Below are 14,111 nucleotides of genomic sequence, written 5' to 3'. Positions count from 1 at the left end.
GTCTACTCCGCGGCCGCCGGCGGCTTGCGCACGGAGGGATGCAGGCCGGATGGATCGACGACCATGCCGAATTCCTGAAGATTATGCGCGTGACAGAGCTGATGCAGCGCGAAGGCCTGGTCGATTGCGGCCGGCTGGCCCATCACGTCAACCGAACGATTCACCGCCTCCTTGGTCAGCTTCAGCGCAAAGGACGGCTTTGACGCGATCCGGCGCGCCAGCGCCAGCACGGCGGCTGACAGCTCTGCGCGCGGCACGACCCGGTTGACCATGCCGAGCTGGTGCGCCTCTTGCGCGCTCCATGCGTCGGCGGTGAACAGAAACTCCTTGGCCTTGCGAGGGCCAAGCTCCCATGGGTGCACGAACCATTCGACGCCGCAGACGCCCATGGTGACCACGGGATCGCAGAACTGCGTATCGTCGCTGGCGACGATGAGATCGCAGGCCCAGGCCAGCATCAAGCCGCCGGCGATGCACTTGCCGTGCACCTCGGCAATGGTCGGCTTGGCGAGGTTGCGCCAGCGCCGTGTGATCTGGAGATAGATCTCCTGCTCGCGCGCGAAGCGGCCATGAGCATTCGATTCAGCGAAGCCGCCCCAATTTCCGATCGGCGGAAAATCCACGCCCGCTTCATTCTTGCTGCCGGGCCGCAGGTCATGGCCCGAGGAGAAGTGCGGGCCGTTGCCGGCGAGAATGATCACCTTGACCGCATCGTCCTGCACCGCCTCATCGAAGGCGGCGTTGAGATCGTAGGTCATTTGCAGGTTCTGCGCGTTGCGCGCGTCGGGCCGGTTCATCACGATCCGGGCAATCGCCGGCTCCGGCCTCTCCACGAGGATGGTCTCGAACGAACTCATCGCATTCCCCTGGCGTTCCCGACCCGGTATTATTGTTCCCTCAAGTTGACTATTACAGCCGGGATTAAGCAAGAGGCTTGCGTACATCGGCTGCTTTTCGCGGCCTCGGCCGGGACGCAAGATGTCTGGCATCTCGCGTATGCAATCTGGTAGCTTGCGCCCGATTCCACCGGGAGAAATTTGATGCGCAAGATCCTGACCGTGCTGGCGGCGCTGGCCTCGTTGAGCCTCACCAATTGCGGCTATAACGCGATCCAGAGCGAGGACGAGCAGATCAAGGCCAACTGGTCCGAGGTCGTCAACCAGTATCAGCGCCGCGCCGATCTCGTGCCCAATCTCGTCAACTCGGTGAAGGGTTTTGCGCAGCAGGAGAAGGACGTGCTGCTCGGCGTCACCAATGCCCGCGCCAAGGTCGGCAGCATCCAGGCGACGCCCGAGGTGCTGAACGATCCCGCCGCATTCCAGAAATTCCAGGCCGCCCAGGGCGAGCTCTCCGGCGCGCTGTCGCGGCTGCTCGTGGTCACCGAAAACTACCCGCAGCTCAAATCGGATGCGCTGTTCAAGGATCTGATGTCGCAGCTCGAGGGCACCGAGAACCGCATCACGGTGGCGCGCAACCGCTACATCAAGGCGGTGCAGGACTATAACGTTACCATCCGCTCGTTCCCGAGCAACGTCACCGCGATGATGTTCGGCTACAAGGAGAAGCCAAACTTCACGGTCGGGAACGAGAAGGAAATCTCGACCGCACCGAAGGTCGATTTCAATCCGGCACCTGCGCCGTCGAAGTAAGTGCGCGCTATTTTGCGCATGCGCCCAGCCCCACCCACCACTGTCATTCTCCGCGAAAGCGGGGAATCCAGTACGCCGCGGCTTCACCGTATCCCGCTGGCGTCTCTGGAATACTGGATCGCCCGGTCCCGGCTTCGCCAAGGGCTTCGCCGGACTCCTCGATATTGGGCCGGCGAAGCGTCAGCGAAGACGGCGAGCCGGGCGATGACAGCGCATGTGTGGCGAGCGATAGTCGCCGTCGCATTCTCATTCTTTCTCACCTTTGCGCTTCCCGCCTCAGCTGATGTCGCCATACCCCAGCTCACCGGCCGCGTCGTCGATCAGACCGGCACGCTTTCCAGCGGCGACATCGCCGCGCTGTCGCAAAAGCTGCAGGACTTCGAGACCCGCAAGGGCAGCCAGATCGCCGTCCTGATCGTGCCGACGACGGATCCGGAGACGATCGAGCAATTCGCGATCCGCGTTGCGGAGGCCTGGAAGATCGGGCGCAAGAAGGTCGACGACGGCGCCATCCTGGTGGTCGCCAAGAACGACCGGCATTTGCGCATCGAGGTCGGTTACGGCCTCGAGGGCGCGCTCACCGACGTCACCTCGCGGCGCATCATTGACGAAGACATCACGCCGAAATTCCGGAGCGGCGATTTCGCCGGCGGCATCACGGCGGGCGTCGATCGCATGATCCGCGTCATCGATGGCGAGCCGCTGCCGACGCCCTCGCGCAGCGTGAATTTCGGCGATTGGAACGACATCGAGCCGCTTTTTTTCTTCCTGCTGTTCGGGCCGCTGGTGATCGGCGGCATCCTGCGTTCCATGTTCGGGCGGCTGTTCGGTTCGGGCATAACCGGAGCAATCGTTGGTGTCCTCGCCTGGTTCGTGATCGGCTCTGCGGTCATCGGGTTGGGTGTCGGTGTGCTCGGCGCTGTCCTGACGTTTATCGCCGATCTGTTTGGGGCGGGATCGGGCACCGGGTCCTCGCGCGGCCGCTCGTGGTCGAGCGGCTCGTCATCCGGCGGCTGGAGCAGCGGGTCGTCGTCGAGCGGCGGCTTCAGTGGCGGTGGCGGCAGCTTTGGCGGCGGCGGTGCTTCGGGGAGCTGGTAGGTCATGAGCATCAAGCGCATCACCCGGCATCTGCTTCAGCATCATTGGCGTGCCAAGCAGGTGTTCCCAAAAGACATGCTCGACCGCATCGAGCAGGCGATCAGGCGCGGCGAAGCCATGCATTCCGGCCAGGTACGGTTCGTGGTCGAAGGCGCGCTCGACGGCGGCCCGCTGTTTCGCAACCAGCCGGCGCGCGAGCGCGCGCTCGACGTGTTCTCGCAACTGCGCATCTGGGACACCGCGCACAACAACGGCGTCCTGATCTATCTCCTGCTCGCCGACCGCGATGTCGAGATCATCGCCGACCGCGGTATCGATGCGAAGGTCGGTGGCGAGCGTTGGGAACGCATCTGCCGCGCCATGGAAGTCGAGTTCAGGTCGGGGCAGTTCGAGCGCGGCGTGATCGGCGGGATCGAGGCGGTGTCCCGGCAGCTGGCAAAGCACTTTCCGCCAAGCGGCCCGCATCCCAACGAGCTGCCGGATGCACCGGTAGTGATGTGATGGGAGCGGTCATAGCTCGCGATAATCTATCACCGTCACCCTGAGGTGCTCGCCTCTTCGGCGAGCCTCGAAGGGCGACGGCCCGGCTGCATCTCGGCCGTTCATCCTTCGAGGCTCCCGGCGCGATGCTTTGCATCGCGCCGCTCGCACCTCAGGATGACGGGCCAGGAGAGGCGGGTGCCGCCAGCCCACCTAATCGTCCAGCTTGTTCAGATCCCGCACCGACTGCATGATCGGCTCGAAGTTCGAGCGCGCATCGAGCGCGTCGAACAGTTGCGCGGTGTCGTCCAGCAACCCATGCGACCTCGCGATCGCGATGCGGACGTCTTGCTGCGGTGTGTCCGACAGCCGGCCATGGCCCGATAGCAAGATCTTCGCGTTCAATCCCTTGAGCCGCTCCAGCGATTCGATGTAGTCGGCGATGCTGCCCGAGCCGAACACGCCGCCCATCACGCCGCCGGGCATGAGCGTATCGGCGGCAAACAGCAGGCCCTTGTCCTGATCGAACAGCGTGATGCAGGCCGAGGTGTGTCCCGGCGTGTGCATGACGTTGAGACGGAAATTGCCGAGGTCGATCAGATTGCCCTCCTCGAGCCAGATGTCGATATTCACAGGCACGTTCGGCTCGTTGAACATCTTTCGCAGCATCGAGAAGTCGTCGCGCAGCATGATCTTGTTGGCGGCGAGGCGATGGGCGGCGACGAAGGTGCGGCGCTCGTTGAAGTGCCAGGCCGCGCCGATGTGGTCGAGATGCTCGTGGCTGAGCACCACCATGTCGATCTTCTCCGGCGGGCAGCCGACGAAGTTCAGGCAATCGACCATCGCCGCATAATTCGAGGACAGCCCGGTATCGATCAGGATGGTCCGCGCCGAGCCGCGCACGAGATAGACGTTGGCGGCGCGATTGGAGAAACGGATCTGGTAGACGTCGTCCGCAGCCTGGATCAGCGAGCAGGTGTCGTTCTTCATCAGGACCGGAAAGGCCGTCGGCTTGCCGTCGCTCATGATTGGGCCGCCCTGTAGCTGACCGCGTTGGCGGCGCGCAGGCGCTTCGACAGCGCATCCATCACCATCAGCGCAAACGCCGGCTGCTGGCTGACGAGATAGACGAAGCGGGCGTGGTTGACCCTCATCACCTTGGTGTTCGGCGCCGCCGCGATCGCGGTCGCCGAACGTGCCGAGCCGTCGATTACGGCCATCTCGCCGAAGAATTCGCCCTTGCCGAGTTTGATGATGCTGGTCTTGCTGGCGCCGCTGATCTTGGCGATCTCGACCTCGCCGTCGAGGACGACGTACAGCTCGCGGCCGGTCGAGCCCTCCTCGAAGATGATGTCGTCGACGCCAAACTCGTTGATGCACTTCTCGATCGTCATGACACCCCCCAAGGGCCTTCTGCAGCCGTTCTGGCTGACAGTCATGTTAGCGGGGTAACAGGGGCGGGCAACAGCCTGTTCGGGGAGAGCGTGGCCTGCCGCAGGGCAGCATCGGCTGACAATTTGTTGCACAGCGCCACACCGGTTCCACGATCCCGGCCCAATTCGGCCCCGGATGAGTTCCTAAAATTTCGGTAAGCGGGTCCGCAGGTAAGGAATTCGCAAGCAATGAAAGTTACCAAAAGGTCAACCGAGACTGGAGTATTTGAGCCGTGAGCGAACCAATGCCCGAGCAGGCCGCCCAGGATACTGGCGTCGTCGAAGCCGCAGCGACCGTGCCGCAGGCCATCGAGGCTGCTGCCGGGATCGAGGCCCCCTCGATTGCCCCCGACCACGAGACGCCGCCCAAACCCGACCCGGTCAAGATCGAGCCGCCAAAAATCGAGGCGTCGAGGATCGAGGTGCCCAAGTTCGAGGCCAAGGTTGAGCCCAAAGCCGAGACCAAGCCCGAGCCGAAGCCCGGCAAGCTCATCGTCATGGCACCCGCGGAGCGGCCCTGGGACCGTGAGGAGTTTGCGCCGCATGTGAAGGCGGACGAGCCGCGCGAGACCGGCGGCAAGCGCCGTCTGTCGGCGATGGCCGCGGTGGTGGCGATAGCGGCCAGTGTCGGCGCCATCAGCGGCGCGCTCGCGACCGCAGGGATGATGCACTTCGCAAGCCCCGCGCCGGCACAGGTTGCCGACACCAGCGCGCTGGAATCCTCGGTCGCCCGGATCGATGCCGATGTCGTCGCGCTCAAGGCCAACGTAGAACATACCTCCAAGACCGGCCTCGGCCAGTTCAACCGGACCAACGACCGCCTCGACAAGCTCGAGAAGGCTCAGGCCGAGCCGATGGCCAAAATCGCGAAGCTGTCCGAGACCGTCGACAAGCTCCGTGCCACCCCGCCCGCGGCGCCCCAGGCGGCAGCCGCCGTGTCCGCCAGGGAGACCACCGGCTCGATCGCGCCGGCCCAGGTTGCGACCGCGGCAGCTGCGCCGGCTCCCGCCGCACCCAAGACCGAGGTCGGCCGGCTGCCGACGGTTGAAGGCTGGGTGCTGCGCGACGTCTCCAACGGCGGCGCACTGGTCGAGGGCCGCAATGGCCTCTACGAGGTCTATGCCGGCGACCCCATCCCCGGCGTTGGCCGCGTCGATGCGATCCGCCGTCAGGACGGCCGCTGGGTGGTCGTCACCAGCAAGGGGCTGATCGTCGCGCGCTGAGCGGCTGCTATCCGATTTTCGAAAAGGCGCTTCACCACCATGTGAAGCGCCTTTTTGCTTGAATAGCCGTCCCGGCGCGGTGTTACCTGAGGCATGAGCCGCGCCTTACGAATTCTCGTTGCCGCCGCCGTGTTTTCCGGCGGCGTCGTCTCGTCGTTGGCCGCGGAGAATCCGCAACTGGCGCGCGGCACGGCGATCACCGATCCCGATCTCCTGCGCGAGCTCGACCAGCACGATGCGTTCACGATCTCGCGCCTGTTGTGGCCGGAGCGGAACGCGAACTTTCCGCTGACGACCGATCTGATGTTTTCGTGGTTGTCGCAGCTCAAGGAAATTCGCCCCGCAATCGAAGGCGAGATCGACCGCTACGTCGCGCGGCAGAAGGCGGCATATCCGACCGAGACCATCGGCGTCGGCGATGGCTTCGACGTACAATTGTTCGATCAGTCCAATCTGAAATCCCGCGACACCCGTTTCGTGCTGGCCGGCATCGTCAACCGCATGGACCGGGCCTATGTCTCGGAAGACTCTTGCGGCGAGATCAGGCTGATCTATCGTCTCGCGCGTTTCGAGACCAAGCCGGACGGCGGCACAACCGCAACGCGGCTGCCTATGACGCTCAACCTGGTGATGAAAGCGCGCGATCCGCGGCAGACGGATGCGAGCGGCAAACCGATCACCTGCGCCGAGGTCGCGCGACGCTGGCTCGGTCATGGCGACTGGCAGGGGCTGATCGGCAGCAGCTTCCATCCTTACGATGCGATGCTCGATCGCATCGAGACCAACTTACAGATCTCGGTTGCAGCGAAATCGGCGCTGCACGATTTCCGCTCCGACTATCTGCTCAAGGTGTTCAAGTACGACGCCGTCTCGAAGACGTTTGAGGAATCGACGCTGGAAAACCAGATCGACCGTGACCGCATCCTCGCGGACGATGCACTCCGGCGCGATTTCAGGGATTGGCTGCTCGCGCCCGAAAATCTGCGTGCGTTCGATCGCGGCACGGTGCTGATCCCCGAGAAATTCCTGGCCAAGGCTGCAATCGTGCCGACGCCAGCCGGCCTCGATGCTTCTCCGTTGCAGCCGGAGTTCGGGATGATGCAAGGGGAGGGCAATGGAGAGGGACAAGGCGAGCCGGTCTTCTCCGACAACGACGTGGTTGGTGCGCTGAAGCAAGCTGCTGCGCGCGGGGACATGCTGAACGTCCGCTCGGTCGCGGGCTTCCAGCGCCGCCTCAATGACGTCACCTGCGCCGGCTGCCACCAGACCCGCGGCATCGGCGGCTTTCATTTCCCGGGCGTCGATTGGCTTGCGGACAAGCCGTCCAACTCGACCATCGTGCCGGCCTCGCCGCATTTTCTTGGCGACCAGGTCCGCCGCCGCGACATCCTGACCGCGATGGCCGCAGGCAAACGTCCTGATTTCTCACGCGGATTTGCCGGCCGGCCGCAGACCCGCGGCAGCACTGAGCTGGCCGGGACCGAATATCAGGATGGCTGGGGTGCGCATTGTTCCCTGGAAAATGCGGGATCGGGATCGGCCGACAGGAGTTTTACGTCATGGAGCTGTGCTAAAGGGCTGACCTGTCAGGCTGCCGCCGCCTCGCGCCGCATAGGCATGTGCTTCATCAAGACGCGTTAGCGCGTGATCCGGACCCGGAGGGCCGCGCCAGCGCAAAGTGTGCAGCGGTTTTCCGATAAGATCACGCGCAAGATAAAGCCCACAATCGGTTTGGATGACCCCATGACGGACTCCAGCGAAGCCAACAAGGAGCGCAATCGCGAGATCGCGCAGAATGAAGAGGCCAAGCAGGTCAGCGGCAGCTTCCGCGTCAGCACCTCGGCGGTCGCCGTCGTCGTCATCATCGGCGGAATCCTGTTCACGCTCGGCTGGCTGGCGCTGAAGTAGTCGGCGCCCTCACGTCGCGTAATTCGTCATCCGTTTGCCGGGCAGCAGCTCGTAGGCCGGCTTCCACCCGGGCAGTGCAGCCATGCGGCCAAGCCAGGCGTGAATGGCGGGATAGCTTTCCGCGAAATCGAAGCCGTGCTCGTCGCTCGGATAGTGCAGATAGGCCATCATCGAGATGTCGGCGACGGTCGGCCTGGTGCCGATCGCGAATTGATTGTGCTGGAGATGGCCGTCGAGAATGCCGAGAAAATCCTCGAGCCGCCGGCGAAAATGTTTCAGCACCTGCGGATCGTTGCTTTGCGTGAAGGCGCGCATGAAACGGTAGGTCGCCATGTAGCCGGTGAGCTTGTGGTTGTCCCAGAACAGCCAGCGCAGCAGCTCGAACTTTTCCTCCTCGGTCTCGGCACCGAAACGCCCGTACTGCTCGGCAAGCTTGAGCAGGAGAGGCGCGGTCTGCGTCATCTTCACACCGTCGATTTCGAGCACGGGAATCTCGCCCATCTCGTTCACGCTCTTGCGCCATTCCGCCGTCCGCGTGACGCCGCCGCCGAAATCGGTCCAGACCGGCTCGAACCTCTCGCCGCAAAGCGTCAGCATCAGCGCCAGCTTGTAGCTGTTGCCGGATTCGGGGAAGTAGTGCAGGCGGTAGCTGGGCATGGGACCTCGCGATGACGAATGTAGTTGAAGCAGGCTATCCCTCACCGTCGTCCCGGCCCCCGTGCGCAATTGCGCACTAGGCCGGGACGACATAGTAGATGCAGCGAGCCGCCTCTCCTACCCCACCGCCCCCTGCGACCGCAGCCGCTTGATCGCGGCCTCGTCGTATCCCGCGCCACGCAAAATCTCGTCACTGTGCTCGCCGACGCCGGGGGGCTTGCGCGGCTGCACTTTCTTGGCGCCGTCGATCCAGATCGGGCTGGAGATGGTGAGCATGGTGTCGTTCTCGAACGGCACCAGCACTTCGTTATCGAGCATCTGCTTGTCGTTCGGGATGTCGTCGAGGATGCCGACGATGCCGAACACCAACCCGTTGCCGTCGAGGATCTTGCGCCATTCGGCGAGATCCCTGGTCGCAAAGGTCTCGTCGAAGATCTTGATCAGCTCGACAGAGCGGGCGTGGCGGTCGGGTTTGGTGGCGAAGCGCGGATCGGTGATGAGGTCTTCGCGGCCGAGACACCTGGCCAGCGTCGGAAACTGTTTCTCCTCGCTCAGCAGCGACAGGATCAGCCAGCGGCCGTCCTTGCACTGGTAGTGGTTGGCGACCGCGTTCAACGCGCGTTCGCGCGGCCGCCGCTCGGCGAACTTGGCGCCGCAGAGCTTTGCCTGCGCCAGCACGCTCGCAGCCCACACGCCGTTCGCCATCAGATTGGACGCGACATGCGAGCCCTTGCCGGTCTTCTCGCGCTGGTACAGCGCGGTGACGATCGCGCCGTAGAACGCCATGGCGCAGGGATGGTCGCCCATGCCGGCGACCGAGCGGGCCGGCGTCGTGTCGATGTCGGCGCGGACGAGGTCCATCAGGCCGGAGCGCGCCCAATAGGCGTTGCTGTCGAAGCCGGGCTTGTTGGCCTCTTCGCCCTTTTCGCCGTAGCCGGTGAACGAGGCGTAGATCAGCCGGTCGTTGAGATGGGCGAGGTGGTCATAGGTGATGCCGAGCTTGGCGCGCACCGGCGGCGGCATGTTGGTGATGAAGACGTCGGCCTCTTCCACGAGCTTGTAGAGCACGGCCTGCGCCTCGGGCTTTGCGAGGTCGAGCGCGATGCTCTTCTTGTTGCGGGCTTCCAGCAGCCAGGCGAAATTGTGCTCGCTGGTCGGATATCCCGGAATGTTGGGCAGGTTGCGGTAGGGATCGCCGGCGCCGGGCGGCTCGATCTTGACGACATCGGCGCCGAAATCCGACAGCACGGTCGCGGCCGCTGGTGCTGCGATGAAGCTCGCGCAATCCAGCACCTTGAGCCCTGCAAAAATGCCCTTTTCCATCGCGGAATTGCTCCCTCGCTCGTGTTGTTTCCCGCGCGCTGGAATTGGCGAGGGCTACGTCACGGGCAGCATTAGACCGATGTTGCGGCGGGATGCAACGGCGGCGGGCGCAGAGCTTCGCTGCGGTACCACTCCCGTCATCCTGAGGTGCGAGGCATGGGGCGCATTGCGGCCCATGCGGAGCCTCGAAGGATGAACGGCCCGGCTGCATCTCGGCCGTTCACCCTTCGAGGCCTCCGCTACGCTCCGGCACCTCAGGATGACGGAACTGACATCATGCGTCGTAGCGTGCTCCTCGCCGCGCCTCACTCATTCCCTGCCAGCAGGGCAGCGTTGCCGCCGGCTGCTGCGGTGTTGATCGTCACGGTCTGCTCGGTCGCAAAGCGCGCGAGGTAGTGCGGGCCGCCGGCTTTCGGGCCGGTTCCGGACAGGCCGTTGCCGCCGAACGGCTGCACGCCGACCACGGCGCCGATCATGTTGCGGTTGACGTAGATGTTGCCGATCTGGACGCGGTCGACGATCGCCTCGATGGTGTCGTCGATGCGGGAATGGATGCCGAGCGTCAGCCCGTAGCCGGTGCGCTCGATGGCATGCAGGACGCGTTCGAGATGTTCCGCACGATAGCGCACGACGTGGAGGATCGGGCCGAACACCTCCGCGGTGAGCTGGCCGGCATCCCCAAGCTCGAAAATATGCGGCGCGACGAAGCAGCCCTCCGGCCCGGTGCCGGCAAAGTGCAGTCGCGCCTCGGTCTTCATTCGTGCGATGTGCGCGTCGAGGCGCTGCTTGGCCTCGATATCGATCACCGGACCGATATGGGTCGCGACGTCGCTGGGGTCGCCGATCTTCAACTCGCGCGCCGCGCCCGCGATCATCTCGATCATGCGGTCGGCGACGTCCTCCTGCACGAACAGCAGCCGCAGTGCCGAGCAGCGCTGGCCGGCGGAACGAAACGCCGAGGTGACGACATCATCTGCGACCTGCTCGGGCAACGCGGTCGCATCCGCGATCATGGTGTTGATGCCGCCGGTCTCCGCGATCAGCGGCACGATCGGTCCGTCCTTGGCTGCCAGCGCCCGGTTGATGCTGCGCGCGACTTCGGTCGAGCCGGTGAAGACGATTCCGGCGATATCGGGATGCGCGGCCAGCGCGGCGCCGATGCGGCCGTCGCCGGTGACGAGGTGCAGCGCGCTCGCGGGGATGCCGGCCTCGTGCAGCAGCCGCACCGCCTCAACCGCGATCCGCGGGGTCTGCTCCGCGGGCTTGGCCACCACGCTGTTGCCGGCCATCAGCGCTGCCGTGACCTGGCCGAGGAAGATCGCCAGCGGAAAATTCCAGGGCGAGATCGCCACGAAGACGCCGCGGCCGCGCATGGCCAGCACATTGCTCTCGCCGGTCGGGCCTCGCATTGCCACATCGTTGCCGAACAGCTTGCGGCCCTGCGCGGCGTAATAGCGGCAGAAGTCGGCGGCCTCGCGCAGCTCCGACAGCGCATCGTCGAGCGTCTTGCCGCCGTCGCGTTGCAGCAGCGCGATGAAATGGGGCGCGCGGCTCTCCAGAAGATGCGCGGCCTGCTCCAGCGCCGCCGCGCGCGTGGCTGTCGGAGTCCGGTCCCAGGCGGCAAAGCCCGCGCGCGCAGCCGTCACGGCCGCATTGGCCTGATCCGGCGTTGCGTCAGTGACCGGCTTGAGGTCGATCGTCTCGGCCTCGACCTCCGTCAGCAACCGGTCGAGCGCGGCGCGCGCGCCGAATTCGACGCCGCGCGAATTGCGCCGCTCCGGCGCGAACAGATCGCCCGGCAGCGGAATTTTGGGATGGGCCGCCTGCTGCGGCCCGACGACGGCATCCGCCGGACGTTGCAACAGCGCCGTAACCGGCACGCGGTAATCGGCCGCCTGCGCCACGAAGGAGGAGTTGGCGCCGTTCTCCAACAGTCGCCGCACCAGATAAGCGAGCAGGTCGCGATGGCTGCCGACCGGGGCGTAGGTGCGGTAGGCGATGTCCGGGCGATCCTTGGCGAGCTGCTCGTAGAGCGCTTCGCCCATGCCATGCAGGCGCTGGAATTCGAAGCCGCCGTTCGCACCGGCAAGCTCCAGCACGGTCGCGACGCTCAGCGCATTGTGGGTGGCGAATTGCGGGAAGATCCGCGGCCGCAGGCTCAGCAGCTTGTGAGCGCAGGCGACGAAGTTCAGATCGGTCATCGCCTTGCGGGTGAATACGGGATAGCCGTCGAGCCCGCGCTCCTGCGCGCGCTTGATCTCGGTGTCCCAATAGGCGCCCTTGACCAGCCGCACCATCAGCTTGCGATCATGCGCGCGGGCCAGCGCATCGACATAGTCGATCACGGCGCCGGCGCGCTTCTGATAGGCCTGGATCGCGAGGCCAAATCCGTCCCAACCGGCAAGCGAGGGATCGGCGAGCGTTGCCGCGATCACGTCGAGGGACAATTCCAACCGGTCGGCTTCCTCGGCATCGACGGTGAAGTTGAGGTCATGGGCCTTGGCGCGTTGCGCGAGGTCCAGCAGTTGCGGCACCAGTTCGGCCATCACGCGGTCGCGGCTGATCGCCTCGAAGCGCGGATGCAGCGCCGACAGTTTGACGGAGATGCCGGGCCGGTCGGGCAGGGGATGGTGACCCGCCGCCTTGCCGATGGTCAGAATCGCGCTGGCATAGGCGTCGAAATAGCGCTTGGCGTCGGTGGCCGTGCGCGCGCCTTCGCCCAGCATGTCGAACGAATAGCGCTGCCTCTCACCCGAGCGCGGTCGGGCCCGCTCCAGGGCCTGCGCGATGGTCTCGCCCAGCACGAAATGATTACCCATCAGCCGCATCGCTTGGCGCGTGGCGGTGCGCACGGCGGGTGCGCCCAGCCGCTTCACCAGACGGCCGATAGTGCCGTCGGGCGTCTCGCCGGGCTGGATCACCCGCGCCGACAGGCCGAGCGCCCAGGCCGAGGCGTTGACCAGGAAGGCGGTGGACTTGGTCTCGTGGTGGATGAAGTCTCCCTCGCCGAGCTTGTCCTCGATGAACTGGTCGGCGGTGCGCGCGTCAGGCACGCGCAGCAACGCCTCGGCCAGCACCATCAAGGCGAGGCCTTCCTTGGTCGAGAGCGCGAACTCCCGCAGCATGTCCTCGACACCGCCAAGACTGCCGCTAAGCCGGTCGTCCCGCTTGCGGATGGCTTCGATCAGCCGCGTCGCGGTGCGATCGATCTGCGCCTCCTGCGGCGCGCCGAGATGCGCAGACGGCAAGAGGCGCGCGGCGATGTCGGCATCATCGGGCGCGTAGGCGGCGGAGAAGGGAGGCGGAATGTTCGGCATGGCGTGTCCCGTGGCTCAAATCCAGGATAATGCCCACGCTACCTTAGCTCGATAGACAATTTAGCTCATTCGGCTTATAAAATGAAGCAATCGAGCCATTTGGCCTTATGAAATATGGAATTAGATCGAACCGACCGGAAAATCCTCTCGATTTTGCAGCAAGACGGGCGAATCGCCAATGTCGAGCTCGCGGAGCGCATCGGGCTGTCGCCGACCTCGATCGGCGAGCGGCTGAAGCGTTTGCAGCGAGAGGGCTTCATCGAAGGCTATGGCGCGCGGCTCAACCCGCACCGGCTCGGCCTCGGGCTCCTGGTGTTCGTGGAGGTGCTGCTCGACAAGACCACGCCCGACAATTTCGAGCGTTTTGCCCGCGCGGTGAAACTCGCGCCCGAAGTGCTGGAGTGTCACATGGTTGCCGGCGGCTTCGACTATCTTGTGAAGGCGCGGCTGGCAGACATGACCGCGTATCGACGTTTCCTCGGCGAGACCTTGCTGTCGATGCCGGGCGTGCGCGAAACGCGAACCTATGCGGTGATGGAAGAGATCAAGCGCGACGCACCATTGCCGGTGGACTAACGAAATGCCGTCGCGATTGTCGTTGCTGTGGCGTCGAACGGGCGGTCTTCACGGGCAAATAGTTCTCCGTGTGCAATCGCAACGCCTGTCGTCGAATGCACTGACCGTCTTCTGAAATTTTCTTGGCCCGGCTCCCGGATTGATCCGGGAGTTAGCAAAAGCCGGCGGGCTTATACTTTGAGGTTCTCTGCGGAGCTTTTGCCTCGGTTTGCGATCTCTTCATACTCCACCGTCTGTCCTTCGTTCAGGGACGACAGACCGGCTTTCTGCACTGCCGAGATATGCACGAACACATCCTTGCCGCCCGACGCAGGCTGGATAAATCCATAACCCTTCGTCGGGTTGAACCACTTGACCGTACCTTTAGCCATCACGACTTCTCCGCGGGTCTTCCTCCGAGATCTCGAACCGCCAGTCCCCGCCAACCGGCCGGTTCGGTCCTAATAC

General features: G+C 64.6%; 14 protein-coding genes. 7 read left to right on the top strand and 7 right to left on the bottom strand.

Annotated features, from left to right (window positions below):
- Positions 1-2: 2 nt before the first annotated feature.
- Positions 3-857, bottom strand: coding sequence for an enoyl-CoA hydratase (locus tag AC0L2F_RS00145; RefSeq protein ID WP_007614556.1), 855 nt, complete (start codon positions 855-857; stop codon positions 3-5).
- Positions 858-1,040: 183 nt separating this feature from the next.
- On the opposite strand from AC0L2F_RS00145, the gene AC0L2F_RS00140 reads away from it, so the two are divergent.
- The 3 genes from AC0L2F_RS00140 (at position 1,041) to AC0L2F_RS00130 (ending at position 3,248) form a co-directional block, all read left to right on the top strand.
- Positions 1,041-1,649 carry a LemA family protein gene (locus AC0L2F_RS00140; protein WP_007596535.1) on the top strand — a complete coding sequence of 203 codons (609 nt, stop codon included), beginning with the start codon at positions 1,041-1,043 and terminating at the stop codon, positions 1,647-1,649.
- Between the two features lie 204 nt (positions 1,650-1,853).
- Entirely contained in the window at positions 1,854-2,747 is an 894-nt protein-coding gene (locus tag AC0L2F_RS00135) for a TPM domain-containing protein (protein WP_007614553.1), read from the top strand.
- A 3-nt stretch (positions 2,748-2,750) separates the two neighbouring features.
- The gene (locus AC0L2F_RS00130) at positions 2,751-3,248 is read left to right on the top strand and encodes a TPM domain-containing protein (protein WP_007614550.1); all 498 of its coding nucleotides are present in this window, start codon (positions 2,751-2,753) and stop codon (positions 3,246-3,248) included.
- Positions 3,249-3,440: 192 nt separating this feature from the next.
- Here AC0L2F_RS00130 and AC0L2F_RS00125 read toward each other — a convergent pair whose 3' ends face one another.
- Both AC0L2F_RS00125 and AC0L2F_RS00120 read right to left on the bottom strand, forming a co-directional pair.
- The gene (locus AC0L2F_RS00125; protein WP_007614548.1) at positions 3,441-4,253 is read right to left on the bottom strand and encodes an MBL fold metallo-hydrolase; all 813 of its coding nucleotides are present in this window, start codon (positions 4,251-4,253) and stop codon (positions 3,441-3,443) included.
- On the bottom strand, positions 4,250-4,621 hold the full coding sequence (locus tag AC0L2F_RS00120) for a Crp/Fnr family transcriptional regulator (RefSeq protein WP_035974430.1): 372 nt from the start codon (positions 4,619-4,621) through the stop codon (positions 4,250-4,252). Before AC0L2F_RS00120 ends, AC0L2F_RS00125 begins: the two co-directional genes overlap by 4 nt.
- Before the next feature lie 284 nt (positions 4,622-4,905).
- Between AC0L2F_RS00120 and AC0L2F_RS00115 the strand changes: the two genes are divergently transcribed.
- The 3 genes from AC0L2F_RS00115 to AC0L2F_RS00105 all read left to right on the top strand — a co-directional run bounded on the left by AC0L2F_RS00115 (position 4,906) and on the right by AC0L2F_RS00105 (position 7,791).
- Positions 4,906-5,883 carry a hypothetical protein gene (locus AC0L2F_RS00115; protein ID WP_473247450.1) on the top strand — a complete coding sequence of 326 codons (978 nt, stop codon included), beginning with the start codon at positions 4,906-4,908 and terminating at the stop codon, positions 5,881-5,883.
- Positions 5,884-5,976: 93 nt separating this feature from the next.
- Positions 5,977-7,524: a hypothetical protein gene (locus AC0L2F_RS00110; RefSeq protein ID WP_473247098.1), complete on the top strand. Its 1,548-nt coding sequence runs from the start codon at positions 5,977-5,979 to the stop codon at positions 7,522-7,524.
- A 102-nt stretch (positions 7,525-7,626) separates the two neighbouring features.
- Positions 7,627-7,791, top strand: a complete 165-nt coding sequence (locus AC0L2F_RS00105; RefSeq protein WP_167552260.1) for a hypothetical protein — start codon at positions 7,627-7,629, stop codon at positions 7,789-7,791.
- 9 nt (positions 7,792-7,800) lie between these two features.
- Here AC0L2F_RS00105 and AC0L2F_RS00100 read toward each other — a convergent pair whose 3' ends face one another.
- From AC0L2F_RS00100 to putA, 3 genes are all read right to left on the bottom strand, one after another.
- Positions 7,801-8,448: a glutathione S-transferase family protein gene (locus tag AC0L2F_RS00100; RefSeq protein WP_473247097.1), complete on the bottom strand. Its 648-nt coding sequence runs from the start codon at positions 8,446-8,448 to the stop codon at positions 7,801-7,803.
- Positions 8,449-8,565: 117 nt separating this feature from the next.
- Positions 8,566-9,771 carry a CaiB/BaiF CoA transferase family protein gene (locus tag AC0L2F_RS00095; RefSeq protein WP_473247096.1) on the bottom strand — a complete coding sequence of 402 codons (1,206 nt, stop codon included), beginning with the start codon at positions 9,769-9,771 and terminating at the stop codon, positions 8,566-8,568.
- 305 nt (positions 9,772-10,076) lie between these two features.
- Positions 10,077-13,088 carry a bifunctional proline dehydrogenase/L-glutamate gamma-semialdehyde dehydrogenase PutA gene (putA, locus tag AC0L2F_RS00090; protein ID WP_473247094.1) on the bottom strand — a complete coding sequence of 1,004 codons (3,012 nt, stop codon included), beginning with the start codon at positions 13,086-13,088 and terminating at the stop codon, positions 10,077-10,079.
- Between the two features lie 114 nt (positions 13,089-13,202).
- Between putA and AC0L2F_RS00085 the strand changes: the two genes are divergently transcribed.
- Positions 13,203-13,664, top strand: a complete 462-nt coding sequence (locus AC0L2F_RS00085) for an Lrp/AsnC ligand binding domain-containing protein (RefSeq protein WP_007596520.1) — start codon at positions 13,203-13,205, stop codon at positions 13,662-13,664.
- Positions 13,665-13,834: 170 nt separating this feature from the next.
- Here the strand turns inward: AC0L2F_RS00085 and AC0L2F_RS00080 are convergent, their stop codons facing one another.
- Complete coding sequence (locus AC0L2F_RS00080) at positions 13,835-14,035, bottom strand: cold-shock protein (RefSeq protein ID WP_007596519.1); 201 nt, start codon at positions 14,033-14,035, stop codon at positions 13,835-13,837.
- Positions 14,036-14,111 lie beyond the last annotated feature (76 nt).

It is taken from the genome of Bradyrhizobium sp. Ken64 (assembly GCF_055807555.1).
Note: the sequence above shows the minus strand (reverse complement) of the source record. Positions and strands in the feature narration are given on the sequence as shown.

What these genes read in the sequence shown, in the direction of transcription:
- putA (WP_473247094.1), bottom strand. Translation starts at nt 13,088, where the DNA reads ATGCCGAACATTCCGCCTCCCTTCTCCGCCGCCTACGCGCCCGATGAT.
- AC0L2F_RS00095 (WP_473247096.1), bottom strand. Translation starts at nt 9,771, where the DNA reads ATGGAAAAGGGCATTTTTGCAGGGCTCAAGGTGCTGGATTGCGCGAGC.
- AC0L2F_RS00100 (WP_473247097.1), bottom strand. Translation starts at nt 8,448, where the DNA reads ATGCCCAGCTACCGCCTGCACTACTTCCCCGAATCCGGCAACAGCTAC.
- AC0L2F_RS00135 (WP_007614553.1), top strand. Translation starts at nt 1,854, where the DNA reads ATGACAGCGCATGTGTGGCGAGCGATAGTCGCCGTCGCATTCTCATTC.
- AC0L2F_RS00080 (WP_007596519.1), bottom strand. Translation starts at nt 14,035, where the DNA reads ATGGCTAAAGGTACGGTCAAGTGGTTCAACCCGACGAAGGGTTATGGA.
- AC0L2F_RS00130 (WP_007614550.1), top strand. Translation starts at nt 2,751, where the DNA reads ATGAGCATCAAGCGCATCACCCGGCATCTGCTTCAGCATCATTGGCGT.
- AC0L2F_RS00120 (WP_035974430.1), bottom strand. Translation starts at nt 4,621, where the DNA reads ATGACGATCGAGAAGTGCATCAACGAGTTTGGCGTCGACGACATCATC.
- AC0L2F_RS00145 (WP_007614556.1), bottom strand. Translation starts at nt 857, where the DNA reads ATGAGTTCGTTCGAGACCATCCTCGTGGAGAGGCCGGAGCCGGCGATT.
- AC0L2F_RS00105 (WP_167552260.1), top strand. Translation starts at nt 7,627, where the DNA reads ATGACGGACTCCAGCGAAGCCAACAAGGAGCGCAATCGCGAGATCGCG.
- AC0L2F_RS00115 (WP_473247450.1), top strand. Translation starts at nt 4,906, where the DNA reads ATGCCCGAGCAGGCCGCCCAGGATACTGGCGTCGTCGAAGCCGCAGCG.
- AC0L2F_RS00140 (WP_007596535.1), top strand. Translation starts at nt 1,041, where the DNA reads ATGCGCAAGATCCTGACCGTGCTGGCGGCGCTGGCCTCGTTGAGCCTC.
- AC0L2F_RS00125 (WP_007614548.1), bottom strand. Translation starts at nt 4,253, where the DNA reads ATGAGCGACGGCAAGCCGACGGCCTTTCCGGTCCTGATGAAGAACGAC.
- AC0L2F_RS00110 (WP_473247098.1), top strand. Translation starts at nt 5,977, where the DNA reads ATGAGCCGCGCCTTACGAATTCTCGTTGCCGCCGCCGTGTTTTCCGGC.
- AC0L2F_RS00085 (WP_007596520.1), top strand. Translation starts at nt 13,203, where the DNA reads ATGGAATTAGATCGAACCGACCGGAAAATCCTCTCGATTTTGCAGCAA.